We start from the raw sequence: 19,994 nt of genomic DNA, 5'->3' as shown, positions 1-19,994 counted from the left end.
ACTCGGGAGCCTCTATGGAATCCTTCACTCACCTGCGCAAAGGCACCACCCCACGGCGGATTCATGCCGACCTCGACGGCCTCAAGGATGATGAGCTGGGCAGGGGCGGATTCACCGGCCGCACCGCCAACATCTACCGCCGTAACGATCCCACCACATTTCGCGCCAGCGGCCCGTTGCGACCGCTCGATGTGCTGTCCAGTGAGCTCAAACCCACCGACCTGACCGATCCGGCAGGCGCACCGCTGCTGTTGTTCACCAACGACGACTGCCGCATTTCGCTCAGCCGGCGGGAGACGGCCATGCCGTTCTATGTGCGCTATGTCGACGGCGACCTGCTCTGCTTCGTCCACCAGGGCTCCGGGCACCTGGAAACCGAGTTCGGCCCACTGCCCTACCGCACCGGCGACTGGGTATACATCCCGAAGGCGTGCACCTGGCGGCAGGTGCCGGATGCCGGCGGGCAGGAGCGGAGCGAGTCGGGGAATTCACCGGAAAGCACCTGGCTGATGATCGAGGCGACCGACGAGTTCCGGGTGCCGCCGGCGGGCCCGCTGGGGCGGCACTGGCCCTTCGACCCCTCTCAGGCCGTCGTACCGGACCCGGCGCCCATCGACGACGGTGACGGCCCGCACACCGACGGAGAGTACGAGGTGCGGCTGTATCACCGCCCGATCGACGGCATCGAGACCACGACCCTGCGCTATCCGCACAACCCGATCGACGTCGAAGGCTGGCGCGGCGACAACTATGCCTTCACCTTCAATATCGAGGACTACAACGTCGTCACCTCAGACAGCGTGCACCTGCCGCCGATGGTCCATCTCTTCATGGAGGCGACCGGTGTCTACGTCTGCAACTTCCTGCCGAAGCCGGCCGAGTCGGTGCCCGGAACCGAACGCACTCCCTGGTATCACCGCAACGTCGACTTCGACGAGATCGCCTTTTTCCACGGCGGCTCGCTCTACGGCATTCCGATGCCGCCGGGGCTGATCAGTCACGCCCCGCAGGGTGTGCACCACGGCGCACCGGAGAAGGCCCGCGAACGGGCCCGGCGCAAGTTCGATGATTTCGACCGGGTCGACTGGAAGGTCATCGCGATCGACACCCGCCGGCGATTGGTCCCGTCGCCGGAAGTTCTGGCCAACGATCTGGAGCAGCACTGATGGTTACCCCGGTCAAGCGCGCCTACGAACGCATCCCGTATCTGATTGCCTACCAGAACACTTCGGCGGTGCGTGACGTCTACGGCGGTGTCGCCGAACTCGTCGTGCTGGAGAGCTATCTTCTCAAGCCGACCACGCCCTCGGACACCGTGCTGGTGTTCATGCACCCAATCGGCGGCGGCGCCTACCTGCCGATGATCAACGCACTGGCCAAGGCCGGGCATCACGTCATCTACTGCAACAGTCGATTCCGCGGCACCGACTCCGCGCTCTTGATGGAGAAGGTGGTCGAGGATCTCGGCGAATGCATCAAGGACGCCAAAAACCGGCTCGGGTACACCAAGGTGGTCCTGGCGGGGTGGAGTGGCGGCGGGTCGCTGTCGGTGTTCTATCAGCAGCAGGCCCAGCACCCGACGATCACCGCAAGCCCCTCGGGCGACGGCCCGGATCTGACCAAGCTCGGCTTGCTGCCCGCCGACGGCATCATGCTGCTGGCCGCGCACATCAGCAGGCACGGCACCATGACCGAGTGGATGGACGCCTCCATCCTCGACGAGAACGATCCGACCAAACGCGATCCCGAACTCGACCTCTACAACCCCGACAATCCCAATCAGCCGCCGTACACCAGTGAGTTCCTGCAGCGCTATCACGAGGCGCAGATTGCCCGGAATCGGCGAATCACCAAGTGGGTCAAGGAAAAGCTCGCCGAGCTCAAGGCTGAAGGCCGTCCCGATGACGAGTTTTGTTTCGTCGTGCACGGCACCATGGCCGACCCGCGGTGGCTAGACCCTGCCGTTGACCCGAACGAACGCGCGCCCGGCACCTGCTACCTCGGTGACCCGCAGGTGGTCAACATGAGCCCGGTCGGGCTGGCACGGTTCTGCACCCTGCGCAGCTGGCTGTCACAGTGGAGCTATGACGACGCCAACGGTGACGCCGTGAAGGCCGGCCCGGACATCGCGGTGCCAGCCTTGGTGATCGGCAACCTGGCCGACGACGCCTGCACGCCCAGCCACACCCGCCGGCTGTACGAGGCGATCGGGCATCCCGACAAGGAGATGCACGAGATCCCGGGCGCGAACCACTACTACTCCGGACCCGATCAGCGTGAGACGCTGCGCCAGGCCGTCGAGATCGTCACGGACTGGCTGGTCCGGCACGACTTCGCGAAGGCGGAGTGATGGCGCGAGCAGACACAGAGTCGTACTTTTACCCCAAGTTTTGTGCGAGTTTGCGTCTGCTCGCGGTGGAAGGGGACGCGCAGTGACCACGGGTCCGCTCGACGGCATCCGCGTCATCGAGGTCGGCACGCTGATCTCGGGACCGTTCGCCGGCCGGCTGCTCGGCGACATGGGCGCCGAGGTGATCAAGATCGAGCCGCCCGGCGCTCCGGACCCGCTGCGCACCTGGGGCCAGGCCGAACTCGACGGCCACCACTTCTTCTGGACGGTGCACGCCCGCAACAAGAAGGCCGTCACCCTCAACCTACGAGAACCCCGCGGACGCGACCTCTTCCTCGATCTGGTCGAGAAGTCCGACATCATCGTCGAGAACTTCCGGCCCGGCACCCTGGAGAAGTGGGGTCTCGGTTATGACGTTCTGCGCGAACGCAATCGCGGCATCATCCTGGTCCGGGTGTCCGGCTACGGTCAGACCGGTCCGGAGGCGAAGAAGGCCGGCTACGCCTCGGTGGCCGAGGCTGCCAGCGGCCTGCGTCATATGAACGGCTTTCCCGGCGGTCCGCCGCCGCGGTTGGCGCTGTCACTCGGCGACAGCCTGGCCGGCATGTTCGCTGCGCAAGGCGCTCTGGCCGCGCTGTACCGACGCACCGTCACTGGTGAGGGACAGGTCGTCGACGCGGCGCTGACCGAATCCTGCCTGGCGGTCCAGGAGTCGACGATCCCCGATTACGACGTGGGAGGTGTGGTCCGCGGACCGTCGGGCACGCGCCTGGAAGGCATCGCCCCGTCGAACATCTACCGCAGCGCCGACGGCAGCTGGGTGGTGATCGCCGCGAACCAGGACACCGTGTTCCGCCGGCTGTGCGCAGCGATGGGCCAGCCGGAACTGGCCGATGACGAACGATTCGTCAATCACGTTGCGCGCGGGCGTAATCAAGACGAACTCGACAAGATCATCGGCGATTGGGCCGCGGCGCGGCAGCCCACCGACATCATCGAGACCCTCAGCGCGGCCGGGGTGATCAGTGGCCCGATCAACACCGTCGCCGAGGTCGTCACCGACCCACAACTGGTGTCGCGCGGCATGATCGCCGATCACTGGGATGAGCGCATCGGCCGCAATGTGAAAGGCCCCGGTGTGGTCCCGGTGCTGTCGGAGTCCCCCGGCACCATCCGGTCAGCCGGATCGGCGCGGCCCGGCCAGCACAACGGCGAGGTGTACGGTGAACTGCTGGGCCTGCGGTCCGAAGAGATCGCCGACCTGGAGTCCCAGGGAGTGCTATGAGCGACCTACCCGCCCACGTCACGATTCGCGAGGTCGCGCTGCGCGACGGCCTGCAGATCGAAAAGCCGATCTCGTTGTCCGCCAAGCTCGAACTGCTCGCGGCGATCGTCGCCACCGGAGTTCGCGAGGTCGAGGCGACCGCCTTCGTCTCACCGTCGAAGGTGCCCGCCCTGGCCGACGCGCCCGAGCTGGCGGCCCATCTGGGCGAGTACCCCGATATCGAATTCTCCGCGCTGGTGGCCAGCCCCAACGGCGCCAAGCGCGCCATCGCGGCCGGTCTGCGTTCGATCGAGTACGTGGTGTCGGCGGCCGACGCCCACAGCCACGCCAACGTCGGGCGCAGCAGCGCCGAGGCCACCGCGCAGATCGCCGACATCGTCGCCATCGCCCACGACTCCGGAGTGAGCGTGGAGGTCATCATCGCCACCGCCTGGGACTGCCCGTTCGACGGGCCCACCCCACCGCAGCGGGTACTCGACATCGTCGATGCGGCATGCGAATTCGACGCGGACCGGCTGGCCATCGCCGACACGATCGGCACCACGACGCCCGGGCGCGTCACCGCACTGATGACTCAGGTCCGACCACGCATCGGCGACCGGCCGCTGGGCGCGCATTTCCACAACACCCGCGGCGCCGGGCTGGCCAGCGCCTACGCGGCGGTCGCTGCCGGTGTGACACGGCTTGATTCGTCGGTCGGCGGCCTGGGCGGCTGCCCCTTTGCACCCGGAGCCAGCGGCAATATCGCCACCGAGGACCTGGTGTATCTGTTGCGAGACAGCGGGATCGGCGTCGACATCGACCTTCCGGCCGCGATCAGCGCGGCCACCGTGGCGAAATCGGTAGTCGGTCACGATCTGCCCAGCGCACTTCTGCGCGCCGGCGACCGCATCCTGAACTGAACCGACCTCCGATGGAGTCGACGCGCGTGGATCGATGGCTGTGGGCGGTCCGACTGACCAAGACCCGGCCGGATGCCGCCGCGGCGTGCCGCGGTGGGCACGTACGAGTCAACGACCGGTTGGCCAAGCCCTCGACGACGGTGTCACCCGGCGACGAAGTACGCGCGCTGGTGGGTGACACGACCCGAATCGTCGAGGTCGTGCGGGTGATCGTCAAGCGTGTGGGCGCAGCCGACGCCGCCACCTGTTACTTGGATCGCACACCGAAGCCGCCCTCGGTGCCGGTCGTGCCGGTGGCAGCCCGCGATCGCGGCGCGGGCCGCCCGACCAAACGCGAGCGCCGCGCGCTGGACAAGTGGCGTGCCGGCCAGCGGTGAGCCGACCGGCGACCCTACTTCTTCAGTGTGAACTGGCAGACGTCGGTGTAGCGGTTGCGGAACAAGTCGGCGCACCCGGTCAAATACTTCATGTAGCGGTCGTAGACCTCTTCGGACTGCAACGCGATCGCCTCATCCCGGCGCGACTCGAGTGCGACTGCCCAGAGGTCGAGGGTCTTGGCGTAGTGCTGTTCCAGCGACTGGATGCGATCGGTCGTGAAGCCGGCCTTTCCGGAGAGCTCCACGACGAGCTCACGGGTCGGTAGACGACCGCCGGGGAAGATCTCCACCGAAATGAATTTGAAGAACCGCAGCAGGCTCATCGTGATGGGCAGCTCGCGCGCCTCCATCTCGGCCCGCGGGATCTGCATGATGGAGTGCAGCATCATCACGCCGTCGTCGGGCAGGACCCCATAGGCGAAATCGAAGAAGGCTTTGTACCTGTCGGCCCCGAAGTGTTCGAAAGCCCCGATCGACACGATTCTGTCCACCGGCTCGTTGAACTGCTCCCAGCCCTGCAGCAGAACGCGGCGAGTCCGCGTCGTGTCCATCTCGGCGAAAGCCCGCTCCGCATGTGCTTGCTGGTTGCGGCTCAGCGTCAGCCCGATGACGTTGACGTCGTACTTCTCGATCGCGCGGCGCATCGTGGCGCCCCAACCGCAGCCGACATCGAGCAGCGTCATCCCGGGCTCCAGGCCCAGCTTGCCCAGCGACAGGTCGATCTTGGCGAGCTGCGCCTCCTGCAGCGTCATGTCATCGCGCTCGAAGTATGCACAGCTGTAGGTCTGTGTCGGGTCGAGGAAGAGCCGAAAGAAGTCGTCGGAGAGGTCGTAGTGCGACTGAACGTCTTCGAAATGCGGCGTCAGATCTGATGTGGTGCTCAATGCGTGTGACAAGGAAAAGCCTTCGACTATTGGGCTGATATTCCGCAGCTCCAATTGCTCAAGAGCCTCCCCGACCTGGTGCAAGTTTACTCAACGGTGTCAAGAACGCTCGACGGGGCGGCATCGAGGCAGGTCATGCGGTGATTTTGAACAGTGATTTCGAGCGGTGATGTCTTGCCAAGCACCAGAACAAAAAGTAACGTCAGCTTTAGTTTCCCACCAGCGAGCACGGGGGCCAGCTATGGAACCGTCTAACCGTTCGCGCAACGCGGACGGGGCCGGCCCCGTCCCGCGCGCATTGAGCTCCAAGGGCCGCCAGACCCGCCAGGCCATCGAAGACTCCGCCCGAAAATTGTTCGCCGAAAGAGGGTTTCACGGCACCACCTTGGTCGACATCACCTCGGCCGCCGGTCGATCCCCCGCCGTGTTCTACCGCTACTACGACGACAAAGAGGACCTGTTGGCCGCACTGGCCGACTCGTTCCTGCACGACGTCGTGCTTCCGTCGGGCCTTCGGCTGCACCTGCCCGAATCCCCGGACGACACCCGCTTTTTCGTCACCGTCGTGACCGCCTACTGGGACATGTTCAAACAGAGCATCGGCGTCATGGTCGCCGTCGATCAGCTCGCCGCAACCCAGCCTCGCTTCGCCGGTCTGCAGAACCAGTTCCGGCAATTCGGCATCGATATCGTCGCCGCGTCGGTGCTGCGCGCCCAGGAGCAGGGCTACGCGGCCGGCCTGCAACCCGAGCACACCGCGCTGGCCATCGCGTTGTTGTTCGAACAGTTCACCACCGTGTGCCTGCGCCCCGACAGTTCGGGACTGGGTCTGCGCCTGTCGGACAGCGACGCCATAACGACGTTGTCCACCATTTGGAAGAAAACGCTCTACGGATATTGACTGATTGGAGATCAGCGTGGATTTCTCTCTGCCGGAACACCTTACGACCCTGCTGGCCGAGATGGACGCGTTCATCGAGGCCGAGATCAAACCGCTTGAGCGTGAGCACATCCAGTACTTCGACCAGCGCCGCGAGTTCGCCCGCACCGATGTCGAAAATGGCGGCATCCCGCGCCGCGAGTGGGAGGACTTGCTCGACGAGATGCGCCGGCGTGCGGACAAGGCAGGCTGGCTGCGCTACGGACTGCCGTCGAAATTCGGCGGTCGCGACGGTTCCAATCTCGACATGGCGGTGATTCGAGAGCATCTGGCCCACAAGGGGCTTGGCCTGCACAACGATCTTCAGGACGAGTCCTCGATCGTCGGGAACTTCCCCCAGGTCATCATGATGGATCGGTTCGGCACCGACGACCAGAAGAGCGAGTGGATCGAGGCGATGTTGACCGGCAAGCGGTCGATGGCCTTCGGGCTGACCGAACCGGACCACGGCTCGGACGCCACCTGGCTGGAAACTCGTGCCGTCCGCGACGGTGACGACTGGGTGATCAACGGCAACAAGCGCTGGAACACCGGCGTCCACCGAGCCACCCACGACCTGGTGTTCGCTCGCACGTCCGGCGAGGACGGCCAAGCACGCGGCATCACCGCATTCCTGGTTCCGTGCGATGCCCCGGGTTTCGAAGTGCCCTACTACTGGTGGACGTTCAACATGCCGACCGACCATGGCGAGGTCGTCCTGCGCGATGTGCGCATCCCCGCCGACGCGGTGCTCGGTGAGGTGGACCACGGCTTGGAAGTTGCGCAAACCTTCCTGCACGAGAACAGGATTCGGCAGGCGGCAAGCAGTCTCGGCGCCGGCCAGTACTGTATCGACCGCGCTGTGGACTACGCCGGCAAGCGGGTGACGTTCGGCAAGCCGCTGGCGGTCAACCAGGCGGTGCAGTGGCCGCTGGTCGAGCTGCAGACCGAGGCGCAGATGGTGCGGCTACTGGTGCGCTATGCGGCCACCGAGCTCGACCACAACCATCACCTCGAAGTCTCCGACAAGGTGTCGATGGCCAACTACCGCGCAAATCGGCTGGTGTGCGAGGCGGCCGATCGGGCCATGCAGGTCCACGGCGGCGTCGGCTACAGCCGTCACGAACCGTTCGAGCACATCTACCGGCACCACCGCCGCTACCGGATCACCGAAGGCGCCGAGGAGATCCAGATGCGCCGAGTGGCCCAGCGAATGTTCAAGTTCGGCAAGCCGGCTCGCTGACGTGGCCGCCGAAACACTGTCTGCTGATCTGACCCGGGTCCTGCGCCCGTTGCTCGGTCCCGACACCGACGTCGACAACCTGCGCGCGTTGACCGGTGGGGCCAGCCGCACCACATGGGCATTCGATGCGCTGACCGGATCTGGGCGGCGTGCCTTGATTCTGCGCACCGGCCCGCCCGATGACGTCCATGCCGGAATGGAACTCGAAGCGGCTGTCCAGGCCGCGGCGGCCGCAGCCGGCGCACCGGTACCCGAGATCCTGCTGGCCTCGGATTCGGTTGAGGCGCTGGGTAATCCGTTTCTCATCTGCGGCGAGATCGCCGGCGAGACGATCGTGCGGCGCATTCAACGACAACTCGACGATGACGGACGGGCCAAGCTGCTGCGGCAGTGCGCGCAGGCGCTGGCGGCGATCCATCGCGGCGCGGTCGATGCCCCGGGCCTGGCCGAACAGGACCAGATGGACCAGTGGCACCAGCGCCTCGACGAAATGGGCGATACCACAGCGACATTCGAATGGGCGTTTCGCTGGCTGACCGCACACCGGCCCCCGGCATCGCCGCTGCGACTTGTGCACGGCGACTTCCGGATGGGCAATCTGATTGTCGACGGCTCCGACCTGGCGGCCGTGCTGGACTGGGAACTGGTCCACATCGGTGAGATCTACGAAGACCTCGCCTGGTTCTGCATCCGCGCCTGGCGGTTCGGTGCGCCGTCGAGCATGGCCGCCGGCGGCCTCGGCAGCATCGACGACTTCGTCGGGGCCTATCAGGACGCCGGTGGCGCAGCCGTCGACCGCGAGACCTTGCGGTGGTGGCTGGTGCTGGCCACCCTGCGCTGGGGAGTGATCTGCCGGTTCCAGGCCGAGCGCCATCTGAGCGGCCAGAACCGTTCGGTCGAGCTCGTCGCGATCGGACGGCGCGTCTGCGAAACCGAATGGGATGTGCTCGACCTGCTGGAGGGCGCGTCATGACTGGACTCAACGGGCGTCCCACCGCCGCCGAACTCGTCGCCGCCGTGGCTGAATTCCTGGAGGGCGACGTCCGGACCAACACCACCGGGTCGGTCAACTTCCACGCCCTCGTCGCCGCCAACGTCTTGCGCACCGTGGAGCGCGAGCTGCTCGACCAGACCGCGGCCGAACCGCTTGCCGCACTCGACCGGCTCGGCTATCCCGACGAGAGCACCCTGGCGGCCGCCATCCGCGCCGGCGAGCTCGATGACCGCGGCGACGAGGTGCTGGATTGCCTTCGCGCATTGGTCCGCCACCGGCTGGCCATTGCCCACCCCGGATACGACTCGCCCGAGAAAGGTACGCGGTAATGACCACCCACACTCAGGTGCGGCAGGTTGCCGACCGGCTGTTCGCCGCCATCACGGAGGGCGACGTCGACGCGGTAGCCGACCTCTGGTCCGACGACGTCACCGTGTGGCACCAAGGCGACGAGCGCGACAGCGACAAGACACGCGCTCTGAAGGTGATCCGGTGGTACGTCGGCGCCACCACACACCGGCACTACGAGGTGCTCGACCGGGAGGTGTTCGACGGCGGATTCGTCCAGCAGCACATCCTGCATTGCACCTCGACCCGCGGTGAAGCGGTGGCGCTGCGGGTATGCCTGGTGGTGAAAATCGGAGACGACGGCCTGATCCGGCGGATCGACGAGTACCTCGATCCCGCCGACCTGGCACCACTGCTGTCCTGAGGGAGATCAGATGTCCGCATTGCACGCACTACTCAATGACCCCGGCGCGGTCGGAACCTGGCAACTGGTTCCCGCGCGGTCCTCGGTGCGATTCAAGAACAAGACGTTCTGGGGGTTGGCCACCGTCACCGGCAAATTCGGCGATGTGAGCGGCGCCGGGCAGATCGGTGCGAACGCCGCGGTATCGGGTCGGCTGGACATCCGAGCCTCGTCGCTGAAGACGGGCATCGGCAAGCGCGACGAACACCTACGCTCGGCCGACTTCTTCGACGTCGAGAACCATCCCGACATCCACGTCGAGGTGAGCGCGCTGGAACCCACCGGCTCGGACACCGCCAGCCTCACCGGCACGATCACCGTCCGCGGCGTCCGCCAGCCGCTGCCGTTGTCGGCAACGGTCACTCCACTCGGCGACGGCACGGTACAGGTGAGCGCCCAGGCCGTGGTCGACCGCACCACATTCGGCGTCAGCGGCAACATGATCGGCATGATGCCGGTCACCACCACGCTGCTGGCCGACATCGTGTTCGCCAAGGCGTGAGTTCGGCGCGGTCCCGCGCGCACAGCGCACGTTTCCGCGCCGAAATCGCAGATGCGGCAGTAGCATCGGCTGCGTGTCTCGCCCGGGCGCGCAGCCCCTCCACGTGTTGGTGTACAGCAGCAATGCGCGCACGCGCGAACAGGTGCGTCTGGCGCTCGGCAAGCGCGTCCATCCCGAACTGCCGGATCTCACTTACACCGACGTGGCCACCGGCCCGATGGTGATCCAGTTGATGGACGCGGGCGGATTCGATCTGGTGATCCTCGACGGCGAGGCATCCCCCGTCGGCGGCATGGGCATTGCCAAACAACTCAAAGACGAGATCGACGAGTGTCCGCCGGTGCTGGTGCTCACGGGCCGTTCCGACGATGCGTGGCTGGCCAACTGGTCGCGTGCGGAGGCTGCGGTGCCGCATCCGATCGACCCGGTGCGACTGGGCGATGCGGTCGTAGGTTTGCTGCGCACATCCGCGCGTTGACCGGAACGCCAATTACACTGTCGCCCTTGCCATCCCGGACCGAGATTGGCCGCGCTCAGATATTGAAGACATCCTAACGAAAACGCGGCGACCCGCGTCTCAAGATCGGTAGGCTGTGGCTCAGCTCACATCTCCAGCCCAAGCGAGGAGTGACACAGCCATATGAGTTTGTACCTGCCCATCCTGGTGCTGGGTGTCATCGCGGCTGCGTTCGCAGTGGTCTCCGTGGCGATCGCGCTGGTGATCGGCCCTCGGAGGTTCAACCGAGCCAAGCTGGAAGCCTACGAATGCGGTATCGAACCGGTCGCCGGCGAGCAGTCCGGTCAGCGGTTCCCGATCAAGTACTACCTGACGGCGATGCTGTTCATCGTGTTCGACATCGAGATCGTGTTCCTCTATCCATGGGCGGTCTCGTTCGATGCGTTGGGGACATTCGCACTGGTGGAGATGCTGATTTTCATGGCCACCGTGTTCGTCGCGTACGGGTACGTGTGGCGCCGGGGCGGCCTGGAATGGGATTAGAAGAAGCGCTGCCGGGCGGCATTCTGCTGTCGACGGTGGAGAAGGTCGCCGGATTCGTCCGCAAAGGGTCGCTCTGGCCGGCGACATTCGGGCTGGCCTGTTGTGCCATCGAGATGATGGCGACGGCTTCGCCCCGCTTCGACATCGCCCGGTTTGGCATGGAGCGGTTCTCGGCCACGCCGCGGCAGGCCGATCTGATGATCGTGGCGGGCCGGGTCAGCCAGAAGATGGCGCCGGTGTTGCGCCAGGTGTACGACCAGATGGCCGAACCCAAGTGGGTGTTGGCAATGGGGGTCTGCGCGTCCAGCGGCGGCATGTTCAACAACTACGCGGTGGTGCAGGGCGTCGACCATGTGGTGCCGGTGGACATCTATCTGCCGGGATGTCCGCCGCGGCCCGAGATGTTGCTGAACGCGATTCTGGCGTTGCACGCCAAGATCGCCGAGATGCCGCTGGGGGTGCACCGCGCCGAGGCAGTCGCGGCAGCCGAAAAGGCCGCGCTGGCCGCGCCCACCACCTTGGAACTCAAAGGGCTGCTGCGGTGACCGGTGGGGTGGGGGTGCCGTCCAGCCCAGGGGCGGGGGCCGAGCGCAGCGACCCGGGAATCGTGACAGACCAGGACCGGAGCGATCCCGCCACCGACCTCGGCGGTGAGGTCATCGGTGTGCGCCGTGGCATGTTCGGCATCAACGGCAGTGGCGACACCTCGGGGTATGGCCGGCTGGTCCGGGAAGTCGCGCTGCCGGGCAGCACGCCACGGCCGTACGGTGGGTATTTCGACGAGGTCGTCGACCGCCTGGCCGAGGTGCTGGGCGACGACGGATTCACCGCGGCCGTCGAGCGCGTTGTGGTGTTCCGCAGCCAGTTGACCGTCGAGGTCCGTCGGGAACATCTGGTTGCCGTCGCCCGGGCACTGCGCGACGACGAGCGGTTGCGCTTCGAATTGTGTTGTGGCGTCTCGGGTGTGCACTACCCGCAGGACGCGGGCCGGGAGTTGCACGCGTACTACCCACTGCTGTCGATCACCCACAACCGGCGGGTGCAGCTGGAAGTGGCGTGCCCCGACGCCGACCCGCATGTGCCGTCGCTGTTTTCGGTGTATCCCACGGTGGACTGGCATGAGCGCGAGACGTACGACTTCTTCGGCATCGTGTTCGACGGTCACCCCGGCCTGACCCGCATTGAAATGCCCGACGACTGGGTGGGCCACCCCCAGCGCAAGGACTACCCGCTGGGCGGTGTGCCGGTCGAATACCACGGCGCCCAGATCCCCCCGCCCGAAGAACGCAGGTCGTATCACTGATGAGCGCGCAAGAGAACGTGATCGTCCTCGGCGGCCAGGACTGGGAGGAAATCATCGCCGCCGCCCGTCAGGGTGAAGCCGGCGAGCGCATCGTGGTGAACATGGGCCCGCAGCATCCCTCGACACACGGAGTGTTGCGGCTGATCCTGGAGATCGAGGGGGAAACAGTCACCGAGGCGCGCTGCGGAATCGGCTATCTGCACACCGGGATCGAGAAGAACCTGGAGTACCGCAACTGGACGCAGGGCGTCACCTTCGTGACCCGGATGGATTACCTGTCACCGTTTTTCAACGAGACCGCCTACTGCCTGGGCGTGGAACAACTGCTGGACATCACCGACGACATCCCGGCCCGCGCCAGCGTCGTGCGGGTGATGATGATGGAACTCAACCGCATCTCAAGCCATTTGGTGGCACTGGCGACCGGAGGCATGGAGTTGGGGGCGATGACCCCCATGTTCTTCGGCTTCCGCGAACGCGAGCTGATTCTCTCGGTGTTCGAGGCGATCACCGGATTGCGGATGAACAACGCCTACATCCGTCCCGGCGGCCTGGCCACCGATCTTCCCGAGGACGGCCCCGAGCGGGTGCGTGAACTGCTCAGAATACTGCCGGGCCGCTTGCGCGAGCTCGAAGACCTGCTGACCGAGAACTACATCTGGAAGGCCCGCACCCAGGGTGTCGGGTACCTCGACCTGACCGGCTGCATGGCACTCGGCATGACCGGACCGGTGCTGCGCTCCACCGGACTTCCGCACGACCTGCGCAAGAGCCAACCCTATTGCGGCTACGAGAACTACGACTTCGACGTCATCACCGACGACGGCGCGGACTGCTACGGCCGGTATCTGATCCGGGTGGGCGAGATGCACGAATCGCTCAAGATCGTGGCCCAGTGTCTGGACCGGCTGGAGCCGGGTCCGGTGATGATCAGCGACAAGAAGCTGGCGTGGCCCGCCGATCTGCAACTCGGACCGGACGGTTTGGGCAACTCCCCCGCACATATCGCCAAGATCATGGGCACGTCCATGGAAGGGCTGATCCACCACTTCAAACTCGTCACCGAGGGTATCCGGGTACCGGCCGGCCAGGTGTACATCGCCGTCGAGTCCCCACGCGGAGAGCTCGGCGTGCACATGGTCTCCGACGGCGGCACCCGCCCCTACCGCGTGCACTACCGCGATCCGTCGTTCACCAATCTCCAAGCGGTGGCGGCGATGTGCGAGGGCGGCATGGTGGCCGACGTCATCGCCGCCGTCGCTTCCATCGACCCGGTCATGGGAGGTGTCGACAGGTGAGAGTTAGATGACGATTGACTTGTTTTTGGGTCCCCGCCCCGACGAGCCCGGCCCTCCTATCAGCGGCCCCGCCAGCTATCCCGCCGATGTGGCGGGGCGCCTGGCGGCCGATGCAGCCACGATCATCGCCCGCTACCCGCAGGCCCGTTCCGCGCTCCTGCCCCTGTTACACCTGGTGCAGGCCGAAGACGGTTACCTCACGGCCGCCGGAATCTCCTTCTGCGCTGGGCAACTCGATCTGACTGAGGCCGAAGTGGCGGCCGTGGCGACCTTCTATTCGATGTACCGCCGGACCCCCACCGGTGAGTATCTGGTGGGGGTGTGCACCAACACGCTGTGCGCGATCATGGGTGGCGACGCCATCCTCGACGCGCTGGAGACCGAGCTCGGCATTCATGCCGGGAGCACCACCAGTGACGGGCGCATCACCCTTGAGCACATCGAATGCAATGCTGCCTGCGACTACGCGCCCGTCATCATGGTGAATTGGGAGTTCTTCGACAACCAAACCCCCACCAGTGCAAGCCAACTCGTCGAAGACATCCGCGCCGGAAATCAGCCACAAGCCACCCGCGGGTCACAGGTATGCCCGTTCCGGCAAACCGGGCGAACACTCGCCGGGTTGACCGCTGATGACGGCTCCGACGGCGGCGCACCGGGTGCAGCGACGCTGGCCGGCCTTCGGGTGGCCCGCGAGTTGAACATGTCGGCGCCCGCGTCCGCAGAAAGCGAGGCGCAATGACACCTGCCACACCGCTGACGCCGGTCCTCAGCCGCTTCTGGGACGAACCCGAACCGTGGACGCTAAAAACGTATCTGCGCCATGACGGTTATCGGGCCCTGCGGACGGCGCTGGGCATGAAGCCTGACGACGTGATCGCGACGGTCAAGGAGTCCGGGTTACGGGGTCGCGGGGGCGCGGGCTTTCCGACCGGCACCAAATGGTCGTTCATCCCGCAGGATGCCACCGGCGCCGGGGCCAAACCAAAGTACTTGGTGGTCAACGCCGACGAGTCGGAACCCGGCACGTGTAAAGACATTCCGCTGATGCTGACCACGCCGCATTTCCTGGTCGAGGGTGCGATCATCGCCGCCTATGCCATCCGCGCCCGGCACGCCTTCATCTATGTGCGCGGCGAGGTGGTGCCGGTGCTGCGCCGCTTACAGGCCGCGGTGGCCGAGGCGTACCAGGCAGGCTACCTCGGCAGCGACATCCAGGGCTCGGGATACGACCTGGACCTGATTGTGCATGCCGGTGCGGGTGCTTACATCTGCGGTGAGGAGACCGCCCTGCTGGACTCGCTGGAGGGCCGACGCGGTCAACCCCGCCTGCGCCCACCGTTTCCCGCGGTCGCGGGGCTGTATGCCTGCCCGACGGTGGTCAACAACGTCGAATCCATCGCCAGTGTCCCGCCGATCTTGCTGAACGGGGTGGATTGGTTCAAGGAGATGGGCTCGGAGAAGTCGCCTGGCTTTACGCTGTATTCACTGTCGGGACACGTCACCAACCCCGGTCAGTACGAGGCCCCGTTGGGTATCACGTTGCGCGAGTTGCTGGAGTACGCCGGCGGTGTACGAGCCGGCCACGAGCTGAAGTTCTGGACCCCGGGCGGCTCGTCGACTCCGCTGTTGACGGCCGAACACCTCGACGTACCTTTGGATTACGAGGGCATGGCGTCGGTGGGCTCGATGCTCGGTACCAAGGCGCTGCAAATCTTCGACGAAACGACGTGTGTGGTTCGTGCGGTGCGGCGCTGGACCGAGTTCTACGCCCACGAGTCGTGCGGCAAGTGCACGCCGTGCCGGGAGGGCACCTATTGGCTCAGCCAGATCTATGAACGGCTCGAGACCGGCCGCGGCACCGAGGAAGACATCGGCAAACTCCTCGACATCTCCGACATCATTTTTGGAAAATCGTTCTGCGCGTTAGGTGATGGCGCCGCGTCACCGATCATCTCCTCGATCAGACATTTCCGCGCCGAGTACGAGGCACATCTGGGCGGCAGCTGCCCGTTCGATCCGTACGCCTCGATGCTCGCCGCACCGGAAGGGGTGGGTGCCTGATGACGCAAACCTCGGACACCGGGACCCACGAGGCGCCGCCCGTGGAGATGGTCACCCTCGTCATCGACGACGTTGAAGTGACTGTGCCCAAGGGCACCTTGGTGATTCGCGCCGCCGAATTGATGGGAGTGCAGATCCCCCGGTTCTGCGACCATCCGCTGCTGGATCCCGTTGGGGCGTGCCGGCAGTGCCTCGTCGAGGTGGAGGGTCAGCGCAAGCCGATGGCCAGTTGCACCACCACGGTGACCGACGCCATGGTGGTGCGTACGCAGTTCACTTCCGAGGCGGCCGACAAGGCACAGCAAGGGGTGATGGAACTGCTGCTGATCAATCACCCGCTGGACTGCCCCGTCTGTGACAAGGGCGGTGAATGCCCGCTGCAGAACCAGGCGATGTCCAACGGCCGGGTCGAAACCCGCTTCGAAGACATCAAGCGCACCTTCCCCAAACCGATCAACCTGTCCAGCCAGGTGCTGCTGGACCGGGAGCGGTGTGTGTTGTGTGCCCGTTGCACAAGGTTTTCCGAGCAGATAGCCGGGGATCCGTTCATCTCGTTGCTGGAACGCGGCGCCCTGCAGCAGGTGGGAATCGGTCCGGGCGAGGCATTCGATTCCTACTTCAGCGGCAACACGGTGCAGATCTGCCCGGTCGGGGCGCTGACCGGAACCGCGTACCGGTTCCGGGCCCGCCCGTTCGATCTGGTGTCCAGTCCGAGCGTCTGCGAGCACTGCGCATCGGGGTGTGCTCAGCGCACCGATCACCGCCGCGGCGTGGTGCTGCGCCGGCTCGCCGGCGACGACCCCGAAGTCAACGAGGAATGGAACTGCGACAAAGGCCGCTGGGCCTTCACCTACGCCCGGGTCGGCGACCGCCTCACCACCCCGCTGGTGCGCGATGACAACGGTGCGCTGCGCCCGGCCTCCTGGTCGGAGGCCATCGCAGTGGCCGCCGCGGGCCTGAGGTCCGGACGCGCCGGCGTCCTGGTGGGTGGGCGAGTGACCGCCGAGGACGCCTACGCGTATGCGAAGTTTGCACGAATCGCCCTGGACACCAACGACATCGACTTCCGCTCCCGCCCGCATTCGGTGGAGGAGCAGGAGTTTCTCGCCGCCCGCGTGGCTGGGTGCCGCGACGTCAGCTACGCGGATCTGGAGACAGCACCCGTGGTGGTTCTCGCCGGGTTCGAGCCCGAGGACGAGTCCCCGATCGTGTTCCTGCGTATGCGCAAGGCGGTCCGCAAGCACGGTCTGAGGGTCCTGACCATCGCGCCGTTGGTGTCCTACGGATCGGAAAAGCTATCGGCACGAGTCGTGCTGACTGCACCCGGTCAGGAAGCGCCCGCCCTCGATGCGCTGGCCGACGACGTGCCGCCGGAAGCGATCATCCTGGTCGGGGAGCGGCTGGCCACCAGTCCCGGCGCGCTGTCGGCGGCAACCCGCCTGGCTGACCGCACCGGAGCCCGCCTGGCCTGGATCCCTCGGCGGGCCGGTGACCGCGGCGCCGTGGAGACCGGTTGCCTGCCGAACCTGCTGCCCGGGGGCCGTCCAGTCGGCGAAACCGTTGCCCGCCAACAGCTGGTGAAGGCGTGGCATGTCGATGAGCTACCGGTGGAGCCGGGCCGCGACAGTGCCGACATCCTCATCGCCGCGGCCGGTGGCGAGCTCGATGCACTGGTCATCGGCGGCGTGGACGCGGTCGACCTGCCGGACCCGCCCGCTGCCCTGGCGGCCATCGAGTCGGCGGGCTTCGTCGTGAGCCTCGAACTGCGGGAGTCGGCGATCACTGCACTGGCCGATGTGGTCTTCCCGGTCTCCCCGGTCGCCGAGAAGGCCGGTTCATACTTGAACTGGGAGGGCAGGATTCGGACCTTCGACCCTGCGTTGAGCTCCAACGCCTTCCCCGACCTTCGGGTGTTGCAGATCCTCGCCGACGAACTGGGCGTGGACCTCGGGTTCCGCACCGCCGAGGCGGCCCGTGCCGAAATCGCCGCCCTGGGCCGGTGGGACGGCGACCGGCCCGCTCCCCCGTCGGTGGCACCGAAAGAGCCGCCGCCGCTTGAGCCCGACGAGGCGGTGCTGGCCGGCTGGCGGTTGTTGCTCGACGACGGCCGGTTACAGGACGGAGAGCCGTACCTGGCAGGCACCGCGCGGCCGCCCGTGGTGCGGTTGTCGCCGGCGACGGCCGCCGGGATACGCGCAGCCGACGGCGATGTGGTCATCGTCTCGACGGGCCGTGGCGACATCGCCCTGCCGCTGGCCGTCACCGAGATGGCCGACGGTGTGGTGTGGTTGCCGCTGAACTCACCCGGTAGCGCGGTGCACGAACAACTCGGGGTGACGCCAGGTGCCGTCGTGCGCATCGAGCGGGAGGGCAGCGCATGAGCTACCCCGATCTCACTGTGTTCGGCCTCGATCCGTGGTGGCTGATCCTGATCAAGGCAGTCGCTGTCTTCGCGTTCCTGTTGCTGACGGTGCTGGTGGCCATTCTGGTCGAGCGCAAGATCCTGGGCCGCATGCAGATGCGCTACGGCCCCAACCGGGTCGGGCCGTTCGGGCTGCTGCAGTCCCTGGCCGACGGAATCAAGTTGGCACTCAAGGAAGGGCTGACTCCGGCCGGGGTGGACAAGCCCATTTACCTCATGGCTCCGGTCATTTCGGTGATCCCGGCGATCATGGCGTTCGCGGTGATTCCGATGGGCCCGGTCGTTTCGGTATTCGGTCATCACACTCCGCTGCAACTGACGGATCTGCCGGTCGCGGTGCTCTACATCCTGGCGGTCACCTCGATCGGGGTCTACGGCATCGTGCTGGCGGGCTGGGCGTCGGGCTCCACCTACCCGCTGCTGGGTGGTCTGCGGTCCAGCGCGCAGGTGATCTCCTACGAAATCGCGATGGCGCTGTCGTTCGCCGCGGTGTTCCTCTACGCCGGCACCATGTCCACCTCCGGGATCGTCGCCGCCCAGGAACGCACCTGGTATGTGTTCCTGCTACTGCCCAGCTTCGCGGTGTACGTCACGTCGATGGTCGGCGAGACCAACCGTGCGCCGTTCGACTTACCCGAGGCCGAAGGTGAACTGGTGGGCGGGTTTCACACCGAGTACTCGTCGCTGAAGTTCGCGATGTTCATGCTCGCCGAATACGTCAACATGACCACCGTCTCGGCACTGGCCACCACCCTGTTCCTGGGCGGCTGGCATGCCCCGTGGCCGATCAGCCTGATCGACGGCGCCAATACCGGCTGGTGGCCGTTGATCTGGTTCGTGGCCAAGGTGTGGACGTTCCTGTTCGTGTTCATGTGGCTGCGTGCCACGCTGCCGAGGCTGCGTTACGACCAGTTCATGGCGCTCGGCTGGAAGCTGCTCATCCCGGTTTCACTGGTCTGGATCATGATCGTCGCCGTCTTGCACGCCGTCGGCCACAGTGGCATCATCCCCAACCTCATCGCCGCCGTGATCCTGCTGCTCGCCCTGCTGGCAGCAAACACGCTGCGGCACAGAATCTCTCGGCGCAACGCCCCAGCACCCACGATCACAGCGGACGCCAGAGCGTTCCCGATACCTCCGCTACCCGGTTCGCCGGCGCCGAGCAAGGAGAAAGCAGATGCCTAAGTTCCTGGACGCGGTCAAGGGTTTCGGCGTCACGTTTTCGACGATGTTCAAACGCCCCATCACCGAGGAATACCCGGAGAAACCCGGGCCCGTCGCCCCGCGCTATCACGGCCGGCACCAACTCAACCGCTACCCCGACGGACTGGAAAAGTGCATCGGCTGCGAGCTGTGCGCATGGGCGTGTCCCGCCGATGCCATCTACGTCGAAGGTGCCGACAACACCGAAGAGCAACGCTTTTCGCCCGGCGAACGCTACGGGCGGGTGTATCAGATCAACTACCTACGCTGCATCGGCTGCGGATTGTGCATCGAGGCCTGCCCCACCCGGGCGCTGACGATGACCAACGTCTACGAGATGGCCGACGACAACCGCTCCGACCTCATCTACGGCAAGGACAAACTGCTGGCCCCGCTGCAGCCGGGCATGGAACCACCCCCGCATGCGATGGCGCCGGGGACGACGGACGACGACTACTACCTGGGACACGTGACCGGTGGGCGGGAGGTTCGGTGAC

Annotated in this window: 22 protein-coding genes; 21 read left to right on the top strand and 1 reads right to left on the bottom strand. The window is 65.9% G+C overall.

Going from position 1 to position 19,994, the window contains the following annotated elements:
* The first annotated feature begins 14 nt into the window (after window positions 1-14).
* The 5 genes from AB431_RS08820 to AB431_RS08800 all read left to right on the top strand — a co-directional run bounded on the left by AB431_RS08820 (window position 15) and on the right by AB431_RS08800 (window position 4,914).
* Entirely contained in the window at window positions 15-1,166 is a 1,152-nt protein-coding gene (locus AB431_RS08820) for a homogentisate 1,2-dioxygenase (protein ID WP_047329613.1), read from the top strand.
* Window positions 1,166-2,350: an alpha/beta fold hydrolase gene (locus tag AB431_RS08815; RefSeq protein ID WP_047329612.1), complete on the top strand. Its 1,185-nt coding sequence runs from the start codon at window positions 1,166-1,168 to the stop codon at window positions 2,348-2,350. The genes AB431_RS08820 and AB431_RS08815 overlap by 1 nt, the downstream gene beginning before the upstream one ends.
* A gap of 82 nt (window positions 2,351-2,432) precedes the next feature.
* On the top strand, window positions 2,433-3,635 hold the full coding sequence (locus AB431_RS08810; RefSeq protein ID WP_047329611.1) for a CaiB/BaiF CoA-transferase family protein: 1,203 nt from the start codon (window positions 2,433-2,435) through the stop codon (window positions 3,633-3,635).
* Window positions 3,632-4,537, top strand: a complete 906-nt coding sequence (locus AB431_RS08805) for a hydroxymethylglutaryl-CoA lyase (RefSeq protein ID WP_047329610.1) — start codon at window positions 3,632-3,634, stop codon at window positions 4,535-4,537. The genes AB431_RS08810 and AB431_RS08805 overlap by 4 nt, the downstream gene beginning before the upstream one ends.
* 11 nt (window positions 4,538-4,548) lie before the next feature.
* The gene (locus tag AB431_RS08800; RefSeq protein WP_047329609.1) at window positions 4,549-4,914 is read left to right on the top strand and encodes an RNA-binding S4 domain-containing protein; all 366 of its coding nucleotides are present in this window, start codon (window positions 4,549-4,551) and stop codon (window positions 4,912-4,914) included.
* A gap of 14 nt (window positions 4,915-4,928) precedes the next feature.
* On the opposite strand, the gene AB431_RS08795 is transcribed toward AB431_RS08800, so the two are convergent.
* The gene (locus AB431_RS08795; protein ID WP_047329608.1) at window positions 4,929-5,810 is read right to left on the bottom strand and encodes a cyclopropane mycolic acid synthase family methyltransferase; all 882 of its coding nucleotides are present in this window, start codon (window positions 5,808-5,810) and stop codon (window positions 4,929-4,931) included.
* Window positions 5,811-6,039: 229 nt separating this feature from the next.
* Between AB431_RS08795 and AB431_RS08790 the strand changes: the two genes are divergently transcribed.
* The 16 genes from AB431_RS08790 (at window position 6,040) to nuoI (ending at window position 19,993) form a co-directional block, all read left to right on the top strand.
* The gene (locus AB431_RS08790) at window positions 6,040-6,699 is read left to right on the top strand and encodes a TetR/AcrR family transcriptional regulator (RefSeq protein ID WP_047329607.1); all 660 of its coding nucleotides are present in this window, start codon (window positions 6,040-6,042) and stop codon (window positions 6,697-6,699) included.
* Window positions 6,700-6,715: 16 nt separating this feature from the next.
* Complete coding sequence (locus tag AB431_RS08785) at window positions 6,716-7,960, top strand: acyl-CoA dehydrogenase family protein (protein WP_047333232.1); 1,245 nt, start codon at window positions 6,716-6,718, stop codon at window positions 7,958-7,960.
* Window position 7,961: 1 nt separating this feature from the next.
* A complete protein-coding gene (locus AB431_RS08780; protein ID WP_235435861.1) occupies window positions 7,962-8,933 on the top strand; it encodes a phosphotransferase family protein in 972 nt (323 codons plus the stop codon).
* Window positions 8,930-9,283, top strand: a complete 354-nt coding sequence (locus AB431_RS31170; protein WP_047329606.1) for a DUF6285 domain-containing protein — start codon at window positions 8,930-8,932, stop codon at window positions 9,281-9,283. The genes AB431_RS08780 and AB431_RS31170 overlap by 4 nt, the downstream gene beginning before the upstream one ends.
* Window positions 9,283-9,666: a nuclear transport factor 2 family protein gene (locus AB431_RS08770; protein WP_047329605.1), complete on the top strand. Its 384-nt coding sequence runs from the start codon at window positions 9,283-9,285 to the stop codon at window positions 9,664-9,666. Before AB431_RS31170 ends, AB431_RS08770 begins: the two co-directional genes overlap by 1 nt.
* Window positions 9,667-9,676: 10 nt before the next feature.
* Window positions 9,677-10,207: a YceI family protein gene (locus AB431_RS08765; protein WP_047329604.1), complete on the top strand. Its 531-nt coding sequence runs from the start codon at window positions 9,677-9,679 to the stop codon at window positions 10,205-10,207.
* A gap of 73 nt (window positions 10,208-10,280) precedes the next feature.
* Window positions 10,281-10,685, top strand: a complete 405-nt coding sequence (locus AB431_RS08760; RefSeq protein ID WP_047329603.1) for a response regulator transcription factor — start codon at window positions 10,281-10,283, stop codon at window positions 10,683-10,685.
* Window positions 10,686-10,847: 162 nt separating this feature from the next.
* Complete coding sequence (locus AB431_RS08755) at window positions 10,848-11,207, top strand: NADH-quinone oxidoreductase subunit A (protein WP_047329602.1); 360 nt, start codon at window positions 10,848-10,850, stop codon at window positions 11,205-11,207.
* Window positions 11,198-11,752, top strand: coding sequence for an NADH-quinone oxidoreductase subunit B family protein (locus AB431_RS08750; RefSeq protein ID WP_047329601.1), 555 nt, complete (start codon window positions 11,198-11,200; stop codon window positions 11,750-11,752). Before AB431_RS08755 ends, AB431_RS08750 begins: the two co-directional genes overlap by 10 nt.
* Before the next feature lie 62 nt (window positions 11,753-11,814).
* Window positions 11,815-12,510, top strand: a complete 696-nt coding sequence (locus tag AB431_RS08745; RefSeq protein ID WP_082135872.1) for an NADH-quinone oxidoreductase subunit C — start codon at window positions 11,815-11,817, stop codon at window positions 12,508-12,510.
* Window positions 12,510-13,808 carry an NADH dehydrogenase (quinone) subunit D gene (gene nuoD / locus AB431_RS08740; protein WP_047329600.1) on the top strand — a complete coding sequence of 433 codons (1,299 nt, stop codon included), beginning with the start codon at window positions 12,510-12,512 and terminating at the stop codon, window positions 13,806-13,808. The genes AB431_RS08745 and nuoD overlap by 1 nt, the downstream gene beginning before the upstream one ends.
* A 7-nt stretch (window positions 13,809-13,815) precedes the next feature.
* On the top strand, window positions 13,816-14,550 hold the full coding sequence (gene nuoE, locus AB431_RS08735) for an NADH-quinone oxidoreductase subunit NuoE (protein WP_047329599.1): 735 nt from the start codon (window positions 13,816-13,818) through the stop codon (window positions 14,548-14,550).
* A complete protein-coding gene (gene nuoF, locus AB431_RS08730) occupies window positions 14,547-15,872 on the top strand; it encodes an NADH-quinone oxidoreductase subunit NuoF (RefSeq protein ID WP_047329598.1) in 1,326 nt (441 codons plus the stop codon). Before nuoE ends, nuoF begins: the two co-directional genes overlap by 4 nt.
* Window positions 15,872-18,253, top strand: a complete 2,382-nt coding sequence (locus tag AB431_RS08725) for an NADH-quinone oxidoreductase subunit G (protein ID WP_047329597.1) — start codon at window positions 15,872-15,874, stop codon at window positions 18,251-18,253. The genes nuoF and AB431_RS08725 overlap by 1 nt, the downstream gene beginning before the upstream one ends.
* Complete coding sequence (gene nuoH / locus AB431_RS08720) at window positions 18,250-19,479, top strand: NADH-quinone oxidoreductase subunit NuoH (RefSeq protein WP_047329596.1); 1,230 nt, start codon at window positions 18,250-18,252, stop codon at window positions 19,477-19,479. The genes AB431_RS08725 and nuoH overlap by 4 nt, the downstream gene beginning before the upstream one ends.
* Complete coding sequence (nuoI, locus tag AB431_RS08715) at window positions 19,472-19,993, top strand: NADH-quinone oxidoreductase subunit NuoI (protein ID WP_047329595.1); 522 nt, start codon at window positions 19,472-19,474, stop codon at window positions 19,991-19,993. Before nuoH ends, nuoI begins: the two co-directional genes overlap by 8 nt.
* The last annotated feature ends 1 nt before the right edge of the window (window position 19,994 follow it).

It is taken from the genome of Mycobacterium sp. EPa45 (assembly GCF_001021385.1).
Classification (GTDB): Bacteria; Actinomycetota; Actinomycetes; order Mycobacteriales; family Mycobacteriaceae; genus Mycobacterium.
Note: the sequence above shows the minus strand (reverse complement) of the source record. Positions and strands in the feature narration are given on the sequence as shown.